The sequence below is a fragment of the Streptomyces sp. genome (assembly GCF_019510245.1).
Classification (GTDB): Bacteria; Actinomycetota; Actinomycetes; order Streptomycetales; family Streptomycetaceae; genus Streptomyces.
On sequence record NZ_JAEKKT010000207.1, the window covers coordinates 1 to 20,449 of the forward strand.

Genomic DNA, 20,449 nt, shown 5'->3' on the forward strand with positions numbered 1-20,449 from the left:
GAGCTCGGCGATTGTCCGGACGTAGGGGCCCTTCGATTGCTCTCGATGGCCCGCGGCGGAAAAGTGCGGGACAATCTGGACGGGTGAAGTCGGCTAGACCGTCATCTCTTAGAGGAGGACGCTTCCGACATGAAGGCCGTCGTGATGGCCGGTGGTGAAGGCACACGCCTTCGCCCCATGACCTCGAGCATGCCCAAGCCACTCCTTCCGGTCGTCAACCGACCGATCATGGAGCATGTGCTACGGCTGCTCAAAAGGCATGGGCTCACCGAGACCGTCGTCACTGTGCAGTTCCTGGCATCGCTGGTCAAGAACTACTTCGGGGACGGCGAGGAGCTCGGTATGGAGCTCACCTATGCCAACGAGGAGAAGCCACTCGGTACCGCCGGAAGCGTCAAGAACGCCGAAGAGGCGTTGAAGGACGATGCCTTCCTCGTCATCTCCGGCGATGCGCTGACCGACTTCGACCTCACCGAACTGATCAACTTCCACAAGGCAAAGGGCGCGCTCGTCACGGTCTGCCTGACGCGTGTGCCCAATCCACTGGAATTCGGCATCACCATCGTCGACGAAGAGGGCAAGGTCGAGCGCTTCCTCGAGAAGCCGACCTGGGGCCAGGTCTTCTCCGACACGGTGAACACGGGCATCTACGTCATGGAGCCCGAAGTATTCGACTACGTCGAGGCCGACGTTCCCGTCGACTGGTCCGGCGATGTCTTCCCGCAGCTGATGAAGGAAGGCAAGCCGATCTACGGCTATATCGCCGAGGGCTACTGGGAGGACGTCGGTACGCACGAGTCGTACGTGAAGGCGCAGGCCGACGTCCTGGAGGGCAAGGTCGACGTCGACATCGACGGCTTCGAGATATCCCCGGGCGTATGGGTCGCCGAGGGCGCCGAGGTGCACGCTGACGCCGAACTGCGCGGGCCGCTGTACATCGGTGACTACGCCAAGGTCGAGGCCGGCGCGGAAATCCGCGAGCACACCGTCGTAGGGTCCAATGTCGTCGTGAAGAGCGGCGCCTTCCTGCACCGGGCCGTCGTCCACGACAACGTGTACGTCGGGCAGCACAGCAATCTGCGGGGCTGCGTCGTCGGGAAGAACACCGACATCATGCGGGCCGCGCGGATCGAGGACGGCGCGGTCATCGGTGACGAGTGCCTGATCGGTGAAGAATCGATCGTTCAGGGCAATGTGCGGGTCTATCCCTTCAAGACCATCGAGGCCGGTGCCTTCGTCAACACGTCGGTGATCTGGGAGTCGCGGGGGCAGGCCCATCTGTTCGGCGCCCGGGGCGTTTCCGGGATCCTGAACGTGGAGATCACACCGGAACTGGCCGTACGGCTGGCCGGCGCGTATGCGACCACCCTGAAGAAGGGGTCCACCGTCACCACGGCCCGCGACCACTCCCGTGGTGCCCGTGCGCTCAAGCGAGCGGTGATCTCCGCGCTCCAGGCCAGTGCCATCGACGTACGCGACCTGGAGAACGTGCCGTTGCCCGTGGCCCGGCAGCAGACCGGGCGGGGCAGCGCCGGCGGGATCATGATCCGGACCTCGCCCGGAGTACCGGACTCCGTCGACATCATGTTCTTCGACGGGCAGGGCGCCGACCTCTCCCAGGCCAGCCAGCGCAAGCTGGACCGGATCTTCGCGCGGCAGGAGTACCGGCGCGCGTTCCCCGGTGAGATCGGCGACCTCTATTTCCCGGCCAGCGTCTTCGACTCGTACACCGGGTCGCTGCTGCGGAACGTCGACACGACCGGGATCGCCGAATCGGGCCTCAAGGTCGTCGTGGACGCCTCCAACGGCAGCGCCGGGCTGGTGCTGCCGAGCCTGCTCGGCAAGCTCGGTGTGGACTCGCTGACCATCAACCCCGGTTTGAACGAGGCGAGGCCCACGGAGACCGCCGACCAGCGGCGGGCCGGACTGGTACGGCTCGGCGAGATCGTGGCGTCGTCCGGGGCCGCGTTCGGTGTGCGGTTCGACCCGGTCGGTGAGCGGCTGTCCCTGGTGGACGAGAAGGGCCGGATCATCGAGGACGACCGTGCGCTGCTGGTGATGCTCGACCTGGTCGCCGCCGAGCGGCGCAGCGGCCGGGTGGCGCTTCCGGTCACCACGACCCGGATCGCCGAGCAGGTGGCGGCGTACCACGGCACCCAGGTCGAGTGGACGACCACCTCTCCCGACGACCTCACGCGCGTGGGGCGCGAGGAGGGCACCATCTTCGGGGGTGACGGCAAGGGCGGGTTCATCGTCCCGGAGTTCAGCAGTGTCTACGACGGCACGGCCGCGTTCGTACGCCTGATCGGTCTGGTGGCGCGGACGCAGCTCACGCTGAGCCAGATCGACGCCCGGATCCCGAAGGCGCACGTCCTCAAGCGGGACCTGGCCACACCGTGGGCTGTCAAGGGGCTGGTCATGCGGCGTGTCGTCGAGGCGGCCGGTGATCGTTTCGTGGACACGACCGACGGGGTGCGGGTCGTCGAGACCGACGGGCGCTGGGTGATGGTGCTGCCCGACCCCGCCGAGGCGGTCACCCATCTGTGGGCCGAGGGCCCCGACGACGCGTCCGCGCAGGCTCTGCTGGACGAGTGGTCGGCGACGGTGGACAGCGCCGGACGGTAAAACCGCTGCACGTGTGCGTGCCGGACAGGTGTCCCCACGGGGGCCGGTCCGGCACGCCGGTGGGGCCGTTCGGAGGTACTGGTCGCGACGTGCGACGATGTGCGGCATGCCGCAGCAACCCCCCGTTCGGAGCAGCGCCGCCCGGCCGTCGCGCCCGGACGCCTCCATGTCGTTGATCACCAACGTCATGGATCACAGCCTCGACGACGGGTACGCCGAGGCGGCCGTGCGGAAGCGGGCTCAGGGGGAGAGCGGCGGCATGCCGAAGACCCTCCGGGCCAGGCTGGGTCTCGCCGGCGGTCTGGTGCTGGCGGCCCTCGTGGTGACCGTGGGAGCGGCGCAGGCGCGCGTGACGGCGCCCGTGGTGGCCAAGGAGCGCCAGGAGCTCATCGACAGGGTCGACCGGGAGACGGCGGCCGCCGACAGGCTGGAGACCAGTGTCGACAAGCTGCGGGACGACGTCAGCGCCCGCCAGCGTGCCGCGCTGAAGGAGAGCGGCGGCAGTGGCCGGGCGGATTTGGTGGACGTCCTGTCGGGCGCCACGGCGGTGCACGGCCCCGGCGTGAAGCTGGTGGTGAACGACGCCAAGGAGGCCTCCGCGGGCGGCGACGCCGGCAATCCCCGGGAGACCTCCGGCTTCTCCGACACCGGCCGGGTACGGGACCATGACATGCAGCGCGTCGTGAACGGGCTGTGGTCCTCGGGCGCCGAAGCGGTCTCGATCAACGGGCAGCGGCTGACGGCCCTGTCCGCGATCAGGGCCGCCGGGGACGCGATACTTGTCGACAACAGGCCGCTGGTGCCGCCGTACACGGTGCTGGCGGTGGGGGACGGGGAGAAGCTCGGCTCCAGGTTCCAGGACAGCTCCGACGGGCTGTATCTGCATGCACTGGAGGAGAACTTCGACATCCGGGCGACCCTCTCCACGGAGAGTGACGTCCGGTTGCCCGCCGCGCCCAGCGTGATCGTACGTACGGCGCAGCCGTACACCGAGAAAACTGAGAAGGGCACATCGTGATCGCCGTACTTGGCCTCGTCGTGGGCGTCGTGGCCGGACTGTTGGTCCGGCCTGAGGTTCCGGCGGTCGTCGAGCCGTACCTGCCGATCGCCGTCGTCGCGGCGCTCGACGCCGTCTTCGGTGGCCTGCGGGCCATGCTGGACGGGATCTTCGACGACAAGGTCTTCGTGGTGTCGTTCCTGTCCAACGTGGTGGTGGCCGCGCTGATCGTCTTCCTCGGCGACAAGCTGGGTGTGGGCTCGCAGCTGTCCACGGGGGTCGTGGTGGTCCTCGGTATCCGTATCTTCTCCAACGCCGCGGCGATCCGGCGACACGTCTTCCGGGCGTGAGCGGCATGGGCGAGCATGAGAAGGAGCCGGAGCACCGGCTGCGCAGAGAACTCCCGGCCGAGGTCCCCGCCACGGCGCCGGAGGCCGAGTCCGCCGCCGAGTCCGAGCCGGCGGCCAGGCTGACCGGCCGCGAGAGGCTGGTCCAGGGGCTGTGGCCGCCGCGGGTGAGCAGGGCCCAACTGATCGTCGCCGTGCTGCTGTTCGGGCTTGGATTCGGGCTCGCCGTGCAGGTGGCGTCGAACAGCGACAGCGACAGTGCGCTGCGCGGGGCCCGTCAGGAAGATCTTGTCCGCATCCTCGATGAACTGGACGACCGTACTCAGCGTCTTGAGGACGAGAAGACAGGACTCGAGAAGCAGCGCGAGGAGTTGCAGAGCAGCTCCGACCAGGCGGCGGAGGCCCGCAGGCAGACGGCCGAGAAGGAGCGGCAACTCGGTATTCTCGCGGGCACCGTGGCGGCGCAGGGTCCTGGTATCACGATGACGGTCGACGACCCGAAGGGGACGGTGCAGGCGGACATGCTGCTCGACGCGATCCAGGAACTGCGCGCGGCCGGCGCGGAGGCGATCCAGGTCGACGGGGTCCGGGTGGTCGCCGGCACGTACCTCACCGACTCGGGGAAGAGCGTGAGCGTCGACGGGAACAAGATCACCCAGCCCTACGTTTTCAAGGTGATCGGCAAGCCGCAGGACCTCGAACCGGCTCTCAACATCCCCGGAGGCGTGGTGCAGACCCTCGAGAAGGAGCAGGCGACTGTGACCGTCGAGCGATCCACCAAGATCGTCGTGGATGCCTTGCGACCGGCGAAGCAGCCTGACTACGCTCGGTCGTCCTCACAGTGAACCGGCGGTGCATGGGGGACGTCCGGCGAGGGCATGAGGATGCGGGGGGTCGGCGCACCGGGGAACCGGTGCGTGGTGGAAACTGTCTGGTGGATACGGACGTTGTGTGGTTGTCCGGGTCGGCCGGTTTATTCAGTCAGGGTTCGTCCTGCCCCACGGGCGGGTCTGTTTCGGTCAAGGGGAATCGCCCGTGAAGTTGTTTGCGAAGTTGTTCGGCAAGAGCGCGCGAGAGGGTAGCGACAACGCGACCGCGCGTCATCGGGCACAGCCCGACGCGGAGGGCCAGCGCCCGCTGTTCCGGGACCAGGTGGCTGGTCCGGGGGGTGACATTTCGGGAGGTCAGGGCGCGCCGTCAGTTGACCCGTCCCAGTCCGGCGGCATAGGTTTCGGGCAACCGTCAACCTCAGGTACGGGTGGAGGGTTCACCTCCGGCCCGTACGCGTCCAACGCCCCGGCGGGGCAGCCGCGGCAGGAGGATCCGTCCATGTCGGCCCTGGTTTGTACGAGGTGCGGTAACCGCAACGCGGAGAACGCCCGCTTCTGTTCCAACTGCGGAGCCCCGTTGCGTCCGGGCGCCGTTCCCGAGCGTGCGTCGGAGACGACGTCCACGATCTCGATCTCCGGTCTGGAGGCCTACGACGCCGAAGTCACCGGCCAGACCCAGATGCCGTCGCTCTCTCCCGAGGCGCAGGCTGCGGTCGACGCGCTGCCGCTCGGCTCCGCGCTGCTGGTCGTGCGCCGGGGCCCGAACTCGGGCAGCCGGTTCCTGCTGGACAGCGACCTGACCACGGCCGGCCGCCACCCGCAGAGCGACATCTTCCTGGACGACGTGACGGTCTCGCGTCGGCACGTGGAGTTCCGCCGCCAGCCGGACGGCTCGTTCACGGTGGCCGACGTCGGCAGCCTCAACGGCACGTACGTCAACCGGGAGCGCATCGACCAGGTCGCTCTGTCGAACGGTGACGAGGTCCAGATCGGCAAGTACCGGCTGGTCTTCTACGCGAGCCGGCAGGGCATCTGACCCTCCGGAGCTCGCCTGGAGGACCCCAGGGAAGAAGGTCCATGCTGCACACACCGAGCGGCGGTACCGGTCACGGCACCGCCGCCACGGAATCCGGGCTGATGAGCATCGGCACGGTGCTGAACGTGCTGCGCGACGAGTTCCCCGAAGTCACCATCTCCAAGATCCGTTTTCTGGAGTCGGAGGGGCTCATCGAGCCGCGCCGTACTCCTTCCGGGTACCGGAAGTTCAGCGCCGGGGACGTGGAGCGTCTGGGACACGTCCTGCGGATGCAGCGGGACCACTATCTGCCGCTCAAGGTCATCCGGGAGTACCTGGAAGCCATGGAGCGCGGCGAGGCGGTACAGCCCCCCGTGCTGGGGCGGCAGCGGGACGGTGAGGCCGTGCCGACGGTTCCCGACGTGCCCACGGTGGCGCGGATCGGCCGCGACGAGCTGCTCGCGGCCGCCGACATCGACGAGAGCTGCCTCGCCGAATGGGAGTCGTACGGGCTGATCGCTCCGCTGGAGGACGGTGTGTACGACGCGGAGACGGTCACCGTGGCCTCCCTCGTGGCCGAGCTGGGCCGCTTCGGGATCGAGCCGCGCCATCTGCGGGCGATGAAGGCCGCAGCCGACCGGGAGGCCGGCCTCGTGGACCAGGTCGTGGCGCCGCTCAAGCGCCACCGCAACCCGCAGACCAGGGCCCATGCGGAAGCCCGCACGAAGGAGCTGGCGGCGCTCACGGTGAAGCTGCACGCCGCACTGATGCAGACGGCGCTGGGGATACGGCTGCCGTGAGTACCACGACAGGACCCGGGCGGAGGCCGGATCGGGCGCGCGTTCCCGGCCCGACTACCCAAACGTCCCGGGCACGGCCTAGGGTTGCTGTGTGAACGAGCTCGATGTCGTAGGTGTCCGGGTGGAAATGCCCTCCAACCAACCGATCGTGCTCCTGCGCGAAGTGGGAGGCGACCGTTACCTCCCCATCTGGATCGGGCCGGGGGAGGCGACGGCGATCGCCTTCGCCCAGCAGGGCATGGCGCCCGCCAGGCCGCTGACGCACGACCTGTTCAAGGACGTGCTGGAGGCCGTCGGCCAGGAACTCACCGAAGTGCGCATCACGGACCTGCGTGAAGGCGTCTTCTACGCGGAGCTGGTCTTCGCCAGCGGGGTCGAGGTGAGCGCCCGTCCGTCCGACGCCATAGCGCTGGCGCTGCGCACCGGGACGCCGATCTACGGCAGTGACACGGTGCTGGACGACGCGGGCATCGCGATCCCGGACGAGCAGGAGGACGAGGTGGAGAAGTTCCGCGAATTCCTCGACCAGATCTCACCCGAGGACTTCGGCACCAGCAGCCAGTGAGAGACCCGAGCGGCCCGGCACCACCGGAAGGTCGGTGACGGGCCGGTTCGCGGCCGGTCGCGGCCGGAACTCACGGGCAATTGCCAGCGGCCACTGAGAGCGTCCTACGGCCTGCCGCCAGAGCATTCGGCTAGCCTTTCCCCGCGGTGGGGCACGGGAAACCACTCCTTGGGTGATTATCACTCGGCGTGCCGAGTGTGGCGATCGTTGACGCACCCCTGGTGACTGCCTACCGTCGAGAAGGCAGGTCAAGGACGGAGGTCGGCGTGAGAAGCAGCGGCGACGGTATGGCTGGGGGTGCCCCCGGACGCGGTTTCGGGGAGAGCGGTCCGTCCCCGCTTCACAGCAGCATTGCCGGTCACGCCCCGCAGCGGCCGACCGCAGTGCCGAGCGGCGGAGGGGCGGCGTCCATGGCCACCGAGGAGATCGGCTACCGCGGGCCCACGGCCTGCGCGGCGGCCGGCATCACCTACCGGCAACTCGACTACTGGGCCCGCACCGGCCTGGTCGAGCCCAGCGTGCGGCCCGCCTACGGGTCGGGCACCCAGCGTCTGTACAGCTTCCGGGACGTCGTCGTCCTGAAGATCGTCAAGCGGTTCCTGGACACCGGGGTCTCCCTCCAGAACATCCGCACCGCCGTCCAGCACCTGAGGGAACGCGGTTTCCGCGACCTGGAGCGCATGACCCTGATGAGCGACGGTGCCACGGTCTACGAGTGCACCTCGCCCGACGAGGTGCACGCCCTGCTCCAGGGCGGTCAGGGCATCTTCGGGATCGCGGTCGGCGTGGTGTGGCGGGACGTGGAGAGCGCTCTCTCCCAGCTGCACGGCGAGCGCGTCGACACGGGGGAGACGCTCGTCGGCCACAACCCGGCCGACGAACTGGCCAGACGGCGCAACCGGGCGGTCTGAAGTCCTGGCCCGACGTCCCGCGAAGGCCTTGTGATGCCCCGGCACGGGTCCGTGCCGGGGCATTGTCAGTGGCGTGGTGCAGCATCGGAGATGTGAGAAACGCCCCCACGATCCTGCATCTCGACATGGATGCCTTCTTCGCCTCGGTGGAGCAGGCGTCCAAGCCGAGCCTGCGCGGGAAGGCCGTGGTCGTGGGCGGGCTCGGACCGCGCGGTGTGGTGGCCACCGCGTCGTACGAGGCCCGGGTGTTCGGGGTGCACTCCGCGATGCCGATGGGGCAGGCCCGGCGGCTGGCGCCGAACGCCGCGTATCTGGTGCCGCGCTTCGCGCTGTACCGGTCGATCAGCGAGCAGGTGATGGGGCTGCTGCGGGGGCTCTCGCCGCTGGTGGAGCCGCTCAGCCTGGACGAGGCGTTCGTGGATCTGGAGGCCGGTGAGGTGGCCTGGGACGCCACGTCGGCGCGGCTGGCGGGGGAGAGGCTGCGCGCCGACATACGGGCTGCCACGGGGCTCTCCGGGTCCGTCGGGCTCGCCGCCTCCAAGATGCTCGCGAAGATCGCCTCCGAGCAGGCCAAGCCGGACGGACTGGTGCTGATCGAGCCGGGCACGGAGCGGGCGATGCTCGGGCCGATGACGGTGCGGACCCTGCCGGGGGTGGGGCCGGCCACGGGGGACCATCTGCGGCGGGCCGGGATCACCACCGTCGACGAGATCGCCGAGGCGGGGGAGGACGAGCTGGTACGGCTGCTCGGCAAGGCACAGGGGCACGCGCTGTATGCGATGGCGCTCGCGCACGACGAGCGGCCCGTGGTGGCCGAACGGGAGACGAAGTCGGTGTCGGTCGAGGACACCTACGACGTGGACATCCACGACCGGCTGCGGGTGGGACTGGAGGTGCAGCGGCTGGCCGACCGCTGCGTGCGGCGGCTGCGGGGGGCCGGGCTGTCCGGGCGGACGATCGTGCTGAAGGTACGGCGGTACGACTTCTCGACCCTCACCCGGTCCGAGACGCTCAGGGGGCCGACCGACGACCCCGCGGTGGTGCGGGAGGCGGCCGCGCGGTTGCTGGACTCGGTGGACACGACGGGGGGTGTGCGGTTGCTGGGGGTGGGGGTGTCGGGGCTCGCCGACTACACCCAGGAGGACCTGTTCGCGCAGGCGGCGGCCGGGCAGGGGGCGGCGGAGCCCGCGGCGGAGGAGGACGTTGCGGAGCCGGTCGCGGAGGAGCAGGTGGTTGCCGAGCGGCGGTGGCCCGCGGGGCACGATGTGCGGCATGCCGAGTACGGGCACGGGTGGGTGCAGGGGAGTGGGCTGGGGCGGGTGACGGTGCGGTTCGAGACGCCGGGGTCTGCGGGGCCGGGGAGGGTACGGACGTTCCGGGTGGACGATCCGGCACTGGAGCCGGCGGAGCCGTTGCCGTTGGTGCCGGGGAGATCGGTGGACGGGGTGCGTGCGTGAGCCGTGGGCCGGGGCAGGGGGTGGGGACGCCTACCGGCGCTGGCAGGGTTCCTCCCCCAGCCTTCGGCCGGGGAGGCACTGCGCGACCAGCCACGACGCACCCGCAGCTGAATCGCGACCGCACCCGGTGTCGGCGTCACGCCCCCGCGTCCTCCGTTCCCGCGAGCTTGCCGAAGTCGTGGTCCGGGCGGGGTTGGGGCGGGGCGGACGTGTCGAGGCCGTAGTGGTGGTAGAGCTGGAGTTCCTGTTCCGGGGAGAGGTGGCGGCCCACGCCGAAGTCGGGGGCGTCTTTGATCAGGGCGCGGTCGAAGGGGACCTGCAGGGTGCCCTCGACCAGTTCGCTGGGCTCCAGGGGCACGAAGGCGTCCCGGGAGAACAGGCCGGTGCGTATGGCCGCCCACTCCGGCACGCCCGTCGCGTCGTCGAGGTACACCTCGTCGATCGTGCCGATCTTCGTGCCGTTGCGGTCGAACGCCTTGCGGCCGATCAGGTTGCGCGGATCGATGTCGGTCTGCACGGGCCCTCCACTTGGTCGCAACTCATCCGTAAGCACTACAAAAGAGCACATTGAAGGAGGCGGCCACTCGAAGACTCCGGTGTTGCCCCCGCTGGTAGGCTGGCAGGCGGCTGCTGACCCCGTGCGGGAGAGTCCTCCGGGAAACCGGGGGCGCCGAAGGAGCAAATCCTCCCCGGAATCTCTCAGGCTCACGTACCGCACGGACGAGGTCACTCTGGAAAGCAGGGCGGATGTCGACGGTGTCCGCTCTCACCGACGGTGAAAGCCGGTGGTCCACAAGGGCGCACCGGTGAAGCTCTCAGGTTGAGATGACAGAGGGGGAGGCCGTCGGGGTACCCGTGCCGGGGTACCCCTCGAAGGTCGCGTCAGACCAGGAGGCCTCCGCAATGACCGCCCAGCGTATTCCGCTCTCCGAGCTCGAGCAGGGTATTCCCTTCGAGCAGCGCCACATCGGCCCCGACCACGAGGCCCGGGCCAAGATGCTCGCCCAGGTCGGGTACGGCTCGCTCGACGACCTGACCGCGGCCGCCGTGCCGGACGTGATCAAGAACGCCGACCGGCTGGATCTGCCGGGCGCCCGGACCGAGGCCGAGGTGCTGGCCGAGCTGCGGTCGCTGGCCGACCGGAACCAGGTGCTCGACTCGATGATCGGCCTGGGGTACTACGGGACCTTCACGCCGCCGGTGATCCTGCGCAACGTGATGGAGAACCCGGCCTGGTACACGGCCTACACGCCGTACCAGCCGGAGATCTCGCAGGGCCGGCTGGAAGCGCTGCTGAACTTCCAGACCGTGGTGGCCGACCTCACCGGGCTGCCCACCTCCGGTGCCTCGCTGCTCGACGAGGGCACGGCCGCCGCCGAGGCCATGGCCCTGTCGCTGCGCATGGGCAAGAACAAGAAGGGCGTCTACGTCGTCGACGCGGACGCGCTGCCGCAGACCATCGCCGTGATCCAGACCCGGGCCGAGCCGACCGGCGTGGAGGTCGTGGTCGCCGACCTGAGCGAGGGCATCCCGGCGGACCTCGCCGGACGTGAGATCAACGGGGTGCTCGTCCAGTACCCCGGCGCCTCCGGTGCCGTACGCGACATCAGGGCCGTCGTCGAGCAGGCGCACGCCGCCGGGGCGCTCGTCACCGTCGCCGCCGACCTGCTCGCGCTGACCCTGCTGACCTCGCCGGGCGAGCTCGGGGCCGACATCGCCGTCGGCACCACCCAGCGGTTCGGTGTGCCGATGGGCTTCGGCGGGCCGCACGCCGGATACATGGCGGTCCGCGAGAAGTTCGCGCGCAGCCTGCCCGGACGGCTCGTGGGCGTCTCCGTGGACGCCGACGGGAACAAGGCCTACCGGCTGGCGCTGCAGACCCGTGAGCAGCACATCCGGCGGGAGAAGGCCACCAGCAACATCTGCACCGCGCAGGTCCTGCTCGCCGTGATGGCGGGCATGTACGCCGTCTACCACGGGCCCGAGGGGCTGAAGGCCATCGCGCGGCGGACGCACCGCTACGCCACGATCCTCGCCGCCGGACTCACGGCCGGCGGTGTCGAGATCGTGCACGGCGCCTACTTCGACACCCTCACCGCGCGCGTGCCCGGCAAGGCCGCCGAGACCGTCGCAGCCGCCCGCCGCAACGGCGTCAACCTGCGGCTCGTCGATGCCGACCACGTCTCCATGGCCTGCGACGAGACCACCACCCGCGCCCAGCTGAGCGCCGTGTGGACGGCCTTCGGCGTCGAGGGCGACGTCGAGGCGCTGGACGCCGTCACCGAGGACACGCTGCCCGAGGCGTTGCTGCGCACCGACGGCTACCTCACCCACCCCGTCTTCCAGCAGCACCGCTCCGAGACCGCGATGCTCCGCTACCTGCGCAGGCTCGCCGACCGGGACTACGCCCTGGACCGCGGCATGATCCCGCTGGGCTCCTGCACCATGAAGCTCAACGCGACCACCGAGATGGAACCGGTCACCTGGCCCGAGTTCGGCCAGCTGCACCCGTTCGCGCCCGCCGAGCAAGCGCAGGGGTACCTGACCCTGATCCGGGAGCTCGAGGAGCGGCTCGCCGAGGTCACCGGGTACGACAAGGTGTCGCTGCAGCCCAACGCCGGATCGCAGGGCGAGCTCGCCGGGCTGCTCGCCGTACGCGCGTACCACCGGGCCAACGGCGACGCGCAGCGGACGGTCTGTCTGATCCCGTCGTCCGCGCACGGCACCAACGCCGCCAGTGCCGTGATGGCGGGCATGAAGGTCGTCGTCGTGAAGACCGCCGAGGACGGCGAGATCGACGTCGAGGACCTGCGGGCGAAGATCGAACAGCACCGGGACGAGCTCGCGGTCCTGATGATCACCTATCCGTCCACGCACGGCGTGTTCGAGGAGCACGTCGCCGACATCTGCGCGCAGGTGCACGAGGCCGGCGGCCAGGTGTACGTCGACGGAGCCAACCTCAACGCCCTGGTCGGGGTCGCCAAGCCGGGGCACTTCGGCGGTGACGTCTCCCACCTCAACCTGCACAAGACCTTCTGCATCCCGCACGGCGGCGGCGGTCCGGGCGTCGGCCCGGTGGCCGTACGGGCCCATCTGGCGCCGTACCTGCCGAACCACCCGCTCCAGCCCGCCGCCGGGCCGGAGACCGGCGTCGGGCCGATCTCGGCCGCGCCGTGGGGCTCCGCGGGGATCCTGCCGATCTCGTGGGCGTACGTCCGGCTCATGGGCGGCGAGGGGCTGAAGCGGGCCACGCAGGTGGCCGTGCTCAGCGCCAACTACGTGGCCAAGCGGCTGGAGCCGCACTACCCCGTGCTGTACACCGGGCCCGGCGGGCTGGTCGCGCACGAGTGCATCATCGACCTGCGGCCGCTGACCAAGGCGACCGGAGTGAGCGTCGACGACGTCGCGAAGCGGCTCATCGACTACGGCTTCCACGCGCCGACGATGTCCTTCCCGGTGGCCGGCACGCTGATGATCGAGCCGACCGAGTCCGAGGACCTCGGCGAGCTGGACCGCTTCTGCGAAGCGATGATCGCCATCCGGGCGGAGATCGACAAGGTCGGGGCGGGGGAGTGGTCCGCCGACGACAACCCGCTGCGCGGCGCGCCGCACACCGCCGACGCGCTCGGTGGCGAGTGGAAGCACGAGTACAGCCGTGCAGAGGCCGTCTTCCCGAGCGGGGTGTCCGCCGCCGACAAGTACTGGCCGCCGGTGCGCCGGATCGACCAGGCCTTCGGCGACCGGAACCTGGTGTGCTCGTGCCCGCCGCTGGACGCGTACGAGGACTGACGCACAGGGTGTGCAGGAGGCCCCGCTTCGGCGGGGCCTCCTGCTTTCACGCCGGGTAGGCGTGTGTCTGGGTCGCCTTCACCGTCGCCCAGACCGTGGCGCCCGGGTGGAGGTCCAGCTCTGCGGCGGCGACCGTGGTGAGGTCGGCGGCGAGGGCGAGTTCCCCGGTCAGGTCGGCGCGGATCTGGTCGCCGTGGGTCTCCAGGCCGGCGACCTCGCAGCGCCAGAGGTTGCGGGCGCTGGCGCCCGTGGGGCGGTCCCGGAAGAGGGTGACGGCGCTCGGCGGGAAGGCGACGAAGACGTCACCGGCGAGGACTTCGGTGGTGGTGATGGTGGTGGGGTGCGAGGGGGCGGTCTCCAGTTCGACGGTGTGGCCCTCGGCCCGGCCCCGGTAGAGGTTGAGGCCGACCAGGTGGGCGATGTAGTCGGTGCGGGGGTGACGCGCGATGTCGGCGGGCGTGCCCTCCTGGACGACCCGGCCGTGTTCGATGACGACCAGGCGGTCGGCCAGCACCATGGCGTCCAGCGGGTCGTGCGTGACCAGGACCGCGACCGCCTCGAACTCGGCCAGATGGCGGCGGAGTTGGGAACGTACGTCGAGGCGGGTGCGGGCGTCGAGGGCGGCGAGGGGTTCGTCGAGGAGGAGGAGCCGGGGGCGGGTGGCCAGGGCGCGGGCCAGCGCGACGCGCTGGGCCTGGCCGCCGGAGAGACGGCGGGGCTTGGCGCCGGCCTGCGCGGTGAGGTCCATGCGGTCGAGCCAGGTGGCCGCCTGGGCGCGGGCCTCGGCCTTGGTGGCGCCCTGGCAGCGAGGGCCGAAGGCGACGTTGTCGAGGGCCGTGAGGTGGGGGAAGAGCAGGTAGTCCTGGAAGACGACGCCCACCGGGCGGGATTCGGGGGGCGTGCGGTCCAACTCCGTGCCGTCCAGGTGGAGGTGGCCGGCGGTGAGGGGGGTGAGGCCGGCGAGGGCGCGGAGGGCGGTGGTCTTGCCGGCGCCGTTGGGGCCGAGGAGGGCGACGACCTCGCCGGGGGCGGCGGTGAGGGTGATGTCGAGGTGGAAGGTGGGGCGGGTGACGACGAGGTGGGCGTCGAGGCCGTGGGTCGGTGGGTGCGGGTGCGGGTGCGGGTGCGTGGGGGGAGCCGCCCGGCCTTCGGCCGGGACGGGGTTCCCACCCGCACCACTCGTGCGGGCACCAGTGTCGGGTGCGGGTGGCCCCTGTGGGGGCGGAGCGCCGTCGGCGGCTGCGGGCAGGGCCTGGGGCGGCTGCGTGCCGTCCGCCGATGCGGGATGCGAGTTGGTCATCGGGGCGTCGTCCACCAGGTCGTCCTCATGATGCCGTCATCCAACGGTCCCGCAGCGCCGCGAGTACCGCGATCGACACCGTCAGCAGCACCAGGCTGAGCGCGATCGCCGCGTCGGGGTCGTTCTGCAGGGCGAGGTAGACGGCGAGCGGCATGGTCTGGGTGCGGCCGGGGAAGTTGCCGGCGAAGGTGATCGTCGCTCCGAACTCGCCGAGCGCGCGGGCCCAGGCCAGGACCGCGCCGGCCGCGATGCCGGGGGCGATGAGGGGGAGCGTGACCCGGCGGAACGCGGTGAAGCGGGAGGCGCCCAGGGTGGTGGCCGCCTCCTCGTAGCGGGGGTCGGCGGCGCGCAGCGTGCCCTCGACGCTGATCACCAGGAAGGGCATGGCCACGAAGGACTCGGCGACCACCACACCGGCGGTGGTGAACGGGAGCGTGATGCCGAACCAGGCGTCCAGCCACTGGCCCACCACCCCGTTGCGGCCGAGGGCCAGGAGCAGGGCCACCCCGCCCACCACCGGGGGGAGGACGAGGGGGAGGGTCACCAGTGCCCGTACCAAGCCCCGGCCGGGGAACTCCGTGCGGGCCAGCAGCCAGGCCAGCGGCACCCCCAGGACCAGACTCACCGCTGTCGCCGCCGTCGCGCAGACCAGGGAGAGCTGGAGGGCCTGCCACACCTCGGTGCTGGTCAGCAGGGACGGCAGGCTGCGCCAGGGGGCCCGTACCAGCAGGGCGACCAACGGCAGGAGCAGGAAGACCAGCGCCACCGCTCCGGGGAGGAGGAGCGGTAGCGGTACGGCCGGCCGGACGCGCCGGCGCCGCGGACCGCCCGTGAGGGTGCCGGCCACGGCGCCGGACTCGTCGGCCTTCGTCACGGCTTCAGGAACCCGGCGTCGTTCAGCACCTGCCGGCCCTCGGCGGACTGCACCAGGGCGATGAATGCCTTGGCCACCGTCGGGTTCGGGGCGTTCTTGAGGAGGGCGATCGGGTAGTCGTTGACGGCGTTGGCGGACTCGGGGAACTCCACGCCCTCGACCTTGCTGCCGGCGGCCTTGACGTCGGTCTTGTAGACGACCGCCGCGTCGGCCTCCTTCAGCACCACCTTGTTGAGGGCGGACTTCACGTCCTCCTCGTAGGAGACCGGGGTGAGCTTCAGCTTGCTCGCGTCCAGAGCCTTCTGCGCGGCGGCACCGCACGGCACCGTCTTGTCGCACAGCACGACCTTCAGCGACGACTTCGTCAGGTCCTTCAGCGAGGAGATCTTGTCGGGGTTGCCCGGCAGGGTGGCGATCTCCAGCTGGTTGCGGACGAAGGTGGCCGGAGTGGCGGCGGTGTCCTTCTTGTCCGTCACGATCGCCATGGTCTTGGCGCTCGCGGCGGCGAAGACGTCGGCAGGCGCACCGCTCGTGATCTGCGCGGCGAGGCTGTCACTGCCGCCGAAGCTGAAGTTGACCCTGGTGCCCGGGTGGGCCTTCTCGAAGTCGGCCTTCAGAGTCGTGAAGCTCTCCTGGAGCGAGGCCGCCGCGAACACGGTGATCGAGCCCGACAGCTTGGGCGTCGCCGTCGACGTGTCCGACTTCGTCGTCGCGGACGAGTCGTCCCCGGAGGAGGAACAGGCGCTCAGGGCCAGCAGGGCCGCGACCGAGGCACCGGCCACCTGGAGCGTCCGCCGGGTCCGGCGAACGGAACGGGTCATCACGAGTGAACTCCTCTGGATCCTGTGAACGAACTGTCGCGCCCTGCCGCGAGCTGTCTATCAGCCGCCTGGCGATGATACTGCCGCAATTGCCAGGCGTAAGTCTTCTGTCACATCGCATGAGCTGCATACATGGTGATTGGAGCTGGCATGTGCGTTTGTACGGTGACGCGCTGCGGGTACCGTCATCCGGGAGGTGACCGCACATGACGCTCGCCGAACTCGTCCTCACCGGAGACCTCGCACGACCGGCCCGGCTGACCGTGCCCGACCTCCTGCGCTGGCCCCAGCACCGGGTGCGGGTCAGCTTCGAGTGCGCCACCAGCGGCATACAGCGCCACGGCTTCACCGGACCGCGGCTGTACGACGTCCTCGCCGCCGCCGGACCCGGATTCGACCCCGGCCGGCGCAGGGACCGGCTGCGCTTCCTCATCGCGGTCTCCGGCGCCGACGGGCACCACGCGCTGCTCTCCTGGGCCGAGATCGACCCCGACTTCGCCCATGCCCCCGTACTGCTCGGCGTCAGCATCGACGAGACCCCGCTGGATGGGACGGGACCGCAACTGGTGCTGCCCCAGGACCGGTGCGGGGCCCGGCACATCAGCGGCATCAGGGGGATACGGGTGGACGGGGGGTACGGCGGCCGGCATCCAGAGCCCGCCACACCCGGTCGCGTGTCAGCGGCCGCTCCGTGAACCGCACGCCCGTCGCGTCCCGCACCGCGTCGGCCAGGGCAGGGGCGACCGGGTGCGGCGTCCGCGCGGCCTGCAGCCGTACCGGTACCGGCCGGGTGGGCTGTCAGACGCGGTCGATGTGTACGTTCGTGGACTTCACCCGGGCGGTGGCCTCCATGCCGACCTCCAGGCCGAGTTCCTCGACCGCCTCCCGGGTCAGGAGGGAGACCAGACGGTGCGGGCCGGCCTGGATCTCGACCTGGGCGGCGACGTCGCCGAGTTTGATCGCGGTGACGATGCCGGGAAAGGCGTTGCGGACCGAGGTGTAGGAGGCGTCCTCGTCGGCGGTGCCGGTCTTGGCCAGTTCGACGGAGAACGCGGCGAGGTCCGTGCCGTCGATGAGGCGCCGGCCGCCCTCGTCACGGTGGGTGGCCATCCGGCCCGCGTCGGCCCAGCGGCGGGCGGTGTCCGGGCTGACGCCGAGCAGCCGTGCCGCCTGGCCGATCGTGTAGGAGGGCATGCGCTCACCATAGGGCCAGGTGGCGGGGGGCGAGGACATGGGGTCGCCGGTCAGGTGAGGCCGGACGCCTCCAGGACCGCGCGTGCGTTCGTGTCGTCGATCTCGTGGCCGAGCCGCGCCAGCACCTCGGTGCCGCGGCGCAGGGTGCCGCGTTCGACGGAGCGGCGGACGCCGGTGTCCAGTTCGTGCCAGAGCAGGGGGTTGGCGTGCAGCACGCCGGGATCGAGCTCCAGCCGGTTGCCCCGGGTGTCGCGCAGGACCAGATGCGCGGCGACGTCCCCGCACTGGCCGACGTAGACGAGGGAGTCGGTGCTGACGGTACGGCGGCGGAGCGGGCCACGGACGGCCAGCCAGCCGGGGCCCGCCGTGACGCGGGCCGGTAGCAGCATGACGAGGATCGCGGCCGACAGGGTGACCCAGAGCAGGGCGCGGGCCGGGGTGAGGGTGCCGGCATCCCAGTCCACCGCGAACGTCAGCCCGCCGAAGCCGAGGGCAGAGCCGACGGCAAGACGTGCGCTGCCGCGCCAGGTACGGTCACCGGCCGCCCGGCCCCTGGGTCTTCTGTCCGTCATGAGGCCGAAGGTAGGGGCCGGTGGCGGCGGGGGAGCGACCGCTGACACGGTTCTTATGCGGACCGAGCGGTTATTGACGGGATTCTTACGCCCCGTGCCCCGTGCCCTGCGCCGCTCGCCCGTGTCCTGCGTCCCGTGCCCCGTGCCCCGCCCCGAGCCTCGTGCCCGGGGTCTGCGGTGCTCAGCCCGTGTGGACGCGCGGCCGCCGGGAGCGGTCCGGCTCCGCCTCGCGCAGCACCTCTCGGGTGACCGGCGCGACCTCGCCCTGGCCGAAGAGGAAGAAGCGCAGGAAGTTGGCGAACGGGCCGCCCTCGGTCCACTCGAAGTAGATGTGCGGGATGCAGCCGGTCTCGTCCCGGACGTGCAGCAGCAGCGCGGCCAGGGCATTGGGGATGGAGGCCGACTCCAGGGTCAGCACGCGGTAGCGGTTGTGCAGGACCTCGCCGCGGACGGTCAGGCCCGCCTCGAACTCGGAGGGGTCGGTGACCGTGACCTCGACGAAGACGAAGTCCTCCTGCTCGGGCATGTCGTTGTCGGCCCGGATCTGTTCGACCTTGTCCCGGTACTCGGCCTTGTCACGCCGGTCCGGCTCGTTGGCGATGAACCGTATCTTGCGGCTGGCCATGTCACGGACGAATCGATCCGCCATGTCGTCGAGCGTCACGCTCGTCACACGCAGCTCGAAGGCGCGGGCGAGGCGGGAGAGCAGCGAGACGAGGATGATGCCGACGATGAAGCAGGCACCGATCTTCACACCGTCCGGCCGCTCGATGACGTTCACGACGGTCGTGTAGAGGAAGACCGCCGAGATCACCCCGAACCCGATGGCCCACTTGCGCTGCCCGGCCTTGCGGGCCGCGATGGTCACCGCGACCGCGGCGGAGCTGATCAGGACGAGGACGCCGGTGGCGTAGGCGCCGCCCTGCGCGTCGACGGAGGCGTCGAAGATCCAGGTGACGAGGAAGGCGATCAGGGTGAAGACGACGACCATCGGGCGGACGGCGCGGGCCCATTGCGGGGCCATGCCGTAACGCGGCAGGTAGCGCGGCATCAGGTTGAGCAGGCCGGCCATCGCGGAGGCGCCGGCGAACCACAGGATGGCGATGGTCGAGACGTCGTAGACCGTGCCGAAGGCGTTGCCGAGGTACTCGTGCGACAGGTAGGCGAGCGCACGGCCGTTGGCGTCGCCGCCCGCCTTGAACTCCTTCTCCGGGATCAGCAGCGTGGTGATGAAGCTGGTCGCGATCAGGAAGCAGCTCATGATCAGGGCGGCCGTGGTCAGCAGCTTCTTGGTGTCCCGGATCCGGCCGGTGGGCTGCTGCTCGGTGTCGCCGGGCTCGCCCTTGACGTGAGGCATGACGGCGACGCCGGTCTCGAAGCCGGACAGGCCCAGGGCGAGTTTCGGGAAGACGATCAGGGCGACGCCGATCATGACGAAGACGTTGCCGTGTTCCGCGGTGAGGGCGCTGGTCCAGTCGGTGACGACGTGCTCGGCGGTGATGACGTGGTAGAAGCCGACGATCACGACGACGACGTTGAGCGCGAGGTAGATGCCGACCAGGGCGACCGCGACGCCGATCGCCTCCAGGAAGCCCTTGAGGAACACCGCGCCCAGCAGAGCCACCAGGATCAGCGTGATGATCATCTGCTTGCCGTGCAGGAAGTCGGTGAGGTGCGGGTTCTCCACCAGGTGGGTGGAGGCGTCGGCGGCCGACAGGGTGATGGTGATCAGGAAGTCGGTGGCGGCGAAGCCGAGCAGGGTCAGCACGAAGAGCTTGCCCTGCCAGAAGGAGAGCAGCCGCTCCAGCATGGCGATGGAGCCCTCGCCGTGCGGGCTCTCCTCGGCGACGCGGCGGTAGACCGGCAGGGCGCCGGCCAGGGTGACTATGACGAGCACGATGGTCGCGATGGGCGACAGCAGGCCGGCCGCCAGGGCGGCGATGCCCGGCTGATAGCCGAGGGTGGAGAAGTAGTCGACACCGGTCAGGCACATCACCCGCCACCAGCGCTGGCCCTGGTGTGCGGGTTCGGGCTGTGCGTGGGGGCCGGTGTGGCCGCCGCCCTTGCCCATGTCGGACAGCCCCTCCAGCATCCAGGCGCGCAGGCGACTGGGAGGGGGGTGTTCGGTCGTGGCCATGGGGTCGGCTCCTGGTGTCCGGCGCGGGGTGGTGCGGCGCAGTTCGATTCCGGCCATCACGCGGACGGCGGCACCAGCGTAAGCAGAGAGTGACGCGTGGGCCCACGGATAGGAGGGAGCTGGGCGTCAAGCTTGCGTTAAGAATGCCCTGACAGGCGGTGGTCGAGCATCAAGAAAGGGGGGCTCGGAGGCCGCGGGGAGACGTTGCGCTGTAC

General features: G+C 70.4%; 18 protein-coding genes and 1 riboswitch. Of the genes, 11 read left to right on the forward strand and 7 right to left on the reverse strand.

Features of this window, described 5'->3' with window-relative positions:
• Positions 1-129: 129 nt before the first annotated feature.
• From JF597_RS41675 to JF597_RS41715, 9 genes are all read left to right on the forward strand, one after another.
• Complete coding sequence (locus JF597_RS41675) at positions 130-2,625, forward strand: mannose-1-phosphate guanyltransferase (protein ID WP_294008960.1); 2,496 nt, start codon at positions 130-132, stop codon at positions 2,623-2,625.
• 106 nt (positions 2,626-2,731) lie between these two features.
• Positions 2,732-3,643, forward strand: coding sequence for a DUF881 domain-containing protein (locus JF597_RS41680; RefSeq protein WP_294008962.1), 912 nt, complete (start codon positions 2,732-2,734; stop codon positions 3,641-3,643).
• Positions 3,640-3,972: a small basic family protein gene (locus tag JF597_RS41685; protein ID WP_046727248.1), complete on the forward strand. Its 333-nt coding sequence runs from the start codon at positions 3,640-3,642 to the stop codon at positions 3,970-3,972. The genes JF597_RS41680 and JF597_RS41685 overlap by 4 nt, the downstream gene beginning before the upstream one ends.
• A 5-nt stretch (positions 3,973-3,977) precedes the next feature.
• Positions 3,978-4,814 carry a DUF881 domain-containing protein gene (locus tag JF597_RS41690; RefSeq protein ID WP_294008968.1) on the forward strand — a complete coding sequence of 279 codons (837 nt, stop codon included), beginning with the start codon at positions 3,978-3,980 and terminating at the stop codon, positions 4,812-4,814.
• Positions 4,815-5,004: 190 nt separating this feature from the next.
• Positions 5,005-5,835, forward strand: a complete 831-nt coding sequence (locus JF597_RS41695) for an FHA domain-containing protein (protein WP_294008970.1) — start codon at positions 5,005-5,007, stop codon at positions 5,833-5,835.
• A 41-nt stretch (positions 5,836-5,876) separates the two neighbouring features.
• Positions 5,877-6,614, forward strand: coding sequence for a MerR family transcriptional regulator (locus tag JF597_RS41700; protein WP_294008972.1), 738 nt, complete (start codon positions 5,877-5,879; stop codon positions 6,612-6,614).
• 91 nt (positions 6,615-6,705) lie between these two features.
• Entirely contained in the window at positions 6,706-7,179 is a 474-nt protein-coding gene (locus tag JF597_RS41705) for a bifunctional nuclease family protein (protein WP_026253112.1), read from the forward strand.
• 266 nt (positions 7,180-7,445) lie between these two features.
• Positions 7,446-8,090, forward strand: a complete 645-nt coding sequence (locus tag JF597_RS41710) for a MerR family transcriptional regulator (protein ID WP_294008998.1) — start codon at positions 7,446-7,448, stop codon at positions 8,088-8,090.
• Between the two features lie 92 nt (positions 8,091-8,182).
• Positions 8,183-9,547, forward strand: a complete 1,365-nt coding sequence (locus JF597_RS41715; RefSeq protein ID WP_294009000.1) for a DNA polymerase IV — start codon at positions 8,183-8,185, stop codon at positions 9,545-9,547.
• A gap of 136 nt (positions 9,548-9,683) precedes the next feature.
• Here JF597_RS41715 and JF597_RS41720 read toward each other — a convergent pair whose 3' ends face one another.
• Positions 9,684-10,064: a PRC-barrel domain-containing protein gene (locus tag JF597_RS41720; protein ID WP_294009002.1), complete on the reverse strand. Its 381-nt coding sequence runs from the start codon at positions 10,062-10,064 to the stop codon at positions 9,684-9,686.
• 114 nt (positions 10,065-10,178) lie between these two features.
• Positions 10,179-10,272, forward strand: a riboswitch (glycine riboswitch).
• A gap of 178 nt (positions 10,273-10,450) precedes the next feature.
• Here JF597_RS41720 and gcvP point away from each other — a divergent pair.
• Positions 10,451-13,336 carry an aminomethyl-transferring glycine dehydrogenase gene (gcvP, locus tag JF597_RS41725; protein WP_294009004.1) on the forward strand — a complete coding sequence of 962 codons (2,886 nt, stop codon included), beginning with the start codon at positions 10,451-10,453 and terminating at the stop codon, positions 13,334-13,336.
• A 46-nt stretch (positions 13,337-13,382) separates the two neighbouring features.
• Here gcvP and JF597_RS41730 read toward each other — a convergent pair whose 3' ends face one another.
• The 3 genes from JF597_RS41730 to modA are packed head-to-tail and all read right to left on the reverse strand — an operon-like array spanning position 13,383 to position 16,331.
• A complete protein-coding gene (locus JF597_RS41730; protein ID WP_294009006.1) occupies positions 13,383-14,651 on the reverse strand; it encodes an ABC transporter ATP-binding protein in 1,269 nt (422 codons plus the stop codon).
• A 10-nt stretch (positions 14,652-14,661) separates the two neighbouring features.
• Positions 14,662-15,510 carry a molybdate ABC transporter permease subunit gene (gene modB / locus JF597_RS41735; protein WP_294009008.1) on the reverse strand — a complete coding sequence of 283 codons (849 nt, stop codon included), beginning with the start codon at positions 15,508-15,510 and terminating at the stop codon, positions 14,662-14,664.
• Positions 15,507-16,331, reverse strand: a complete 825-nt coding sequence (gene modA, locus JF597_RS41740; protein WP_294009010.1) for a molybdate ABC transporter substrate-binding protein — start codon at positions 16,329-16,331, stop codon at positions 15,507-15,509. The genes modB and modA overlap by 4 nt, the downstream gene beginning before the upstream one ends.
• A gap of 206 nt (positions 16,332-16,537) precedes the next feature.
• Between modA and JF597_RS41745 the strand changes: the two genes are divergently transcribed.
• Positions 16,538-17,026 carry a molybdopterin-dependent oxidoreductase gene (locus tag JF597_RS41745; RefSeq protein ID WP_294009012.1) on the forward strand — a complete coding sequence of 163 codons (489 nt, stop codon included), beginning with the start codon at positions 16,538-16,540 and terminating at the stop codon, positions 17,024-17,026.
• Between the two features lie 103 nt (positions 17,027-17,129).
• On the opposite strand, the gene JF597_RS41750 is transcribed toward JF597_RS41745, so the two are convergent.
• The 3 genes from JF597_RS41750 to JF597_RS41760 all read right to left on the reverse strand — a co-directional run bounded on the left by JF597_RS41750 (position 17,130) and on the right by JF597_RS41760 (position 20,234).
• On the reverse strand, positions 17,130-17,525 hold the full coding sequence (locus JF597_RS41750; RefSeq protein ID WP_294009013.1) for a molybdopterin-binding protein: 396 nt from the start codon (positions 17,523-17,525) through the stop codon (positions 17,130-17,132).
• A gap of 50 nt (positions 17,526-17,575) precedes the next feature.
• A complete protein-coding gene (locus JF597_RS41755; protein WP_294009014.1) occupies positions 17,576-18,097 on the reverse strand; it encodes a hypothetical protein in 522 nt (173 codons plus the stop codon).
• Positions 18,098-18,278: 181 nt separating this feature from the next.
• The gene (locus JF597_RS41760) at positions 18,279-20,234 is read right to left on the reverse strand and encodes an amino acid transporter (protein WP_294009015.1); all 1,956 of its coding nucleotides are present in this window, start codon (positions 20,232-20,234) and stop codon (positions 18,279-18,281) included.
• Positions 20,235-20,449 lie beyond the last annotated feature (215 nt).

What these genes read in the sequence shown, in the direction of transcription:
- JF597_RS41675 (WP_294008960.1), top strand. Translation starts at nt 130, where the DNA reads ATGAAGGCCGTCGTGATGGCCGGTGGTGAAGGCACACGCCTTCGCCCC.
- JF597_RS41680 (WP_294008962.1), top strand. Translation starts at nt 2,732, where the DNA reads ATGCCGCAGCAACCCCCCGTTCGGAGCAGCGCCGCCCGGCCGTCGCGC.
- JF597_RS41690 (WP_294008968.1), top strand. Translation starts at nt 3,978, where the DNA reads ATGGGCGAGCATGAGAAGGAGCCGGAGCACCGGCTGCGCAGAGAACTC.
- JF597_RS41700 (WP_294008972.1), top strand. Translation starts at nt 5,877, where the DNA reads ATGCTGCACACACCGAGCGGCGGTACCGGTCACGGCACCGCCGCCACG.
- gcvP (WP_294009004.1), top strand. Translation starts at nt 10,451, where the DNA reads ATGACCGCCCAGCGTATTCCGCTCTCCGAGCTCGAGCAGGGTATTCCC.
- modA (WP_294009010.1), bottom strand. Translation starts at nt 16,331, where the DNA reads ATGACCCGTTCCGTTCGCCGGACCCGGCGGACGCTCCAGGTGGCCGGT.
- JF597_RS41745 (WP_294009012.1), top strand. Translation starts at nt 16,538, where the DNA reads ATGACGCTCGCCGAACTCGTCCTCACCGGAGACCTCGCACGACCGGCC.
- JF597_RS41750 (WP_294009013.1), bottom strand. Translation starts at nt 17,525, where the DNA reads ATGCCCTCCTACACGATCGGCCAGGCGGCACGGCTGCTCGGCGTCAGC.
- JF597_RS41755 (WP_294009014.1), bottom strand. Translation starts at nt 18,097, where the DNA reads ATGACGGACAGAAGACCCAGGGGCCGGGCGGCCGGTGACCGTACCTGG.
- JF597_RS41760 (WP_294009015.1), bottom strand. Translation starts at nt 20,234, where the DNA reads ATGGCCACGACCGAACACCCCCCTCCCAGTCGCCTGCGCGCCTGGATG.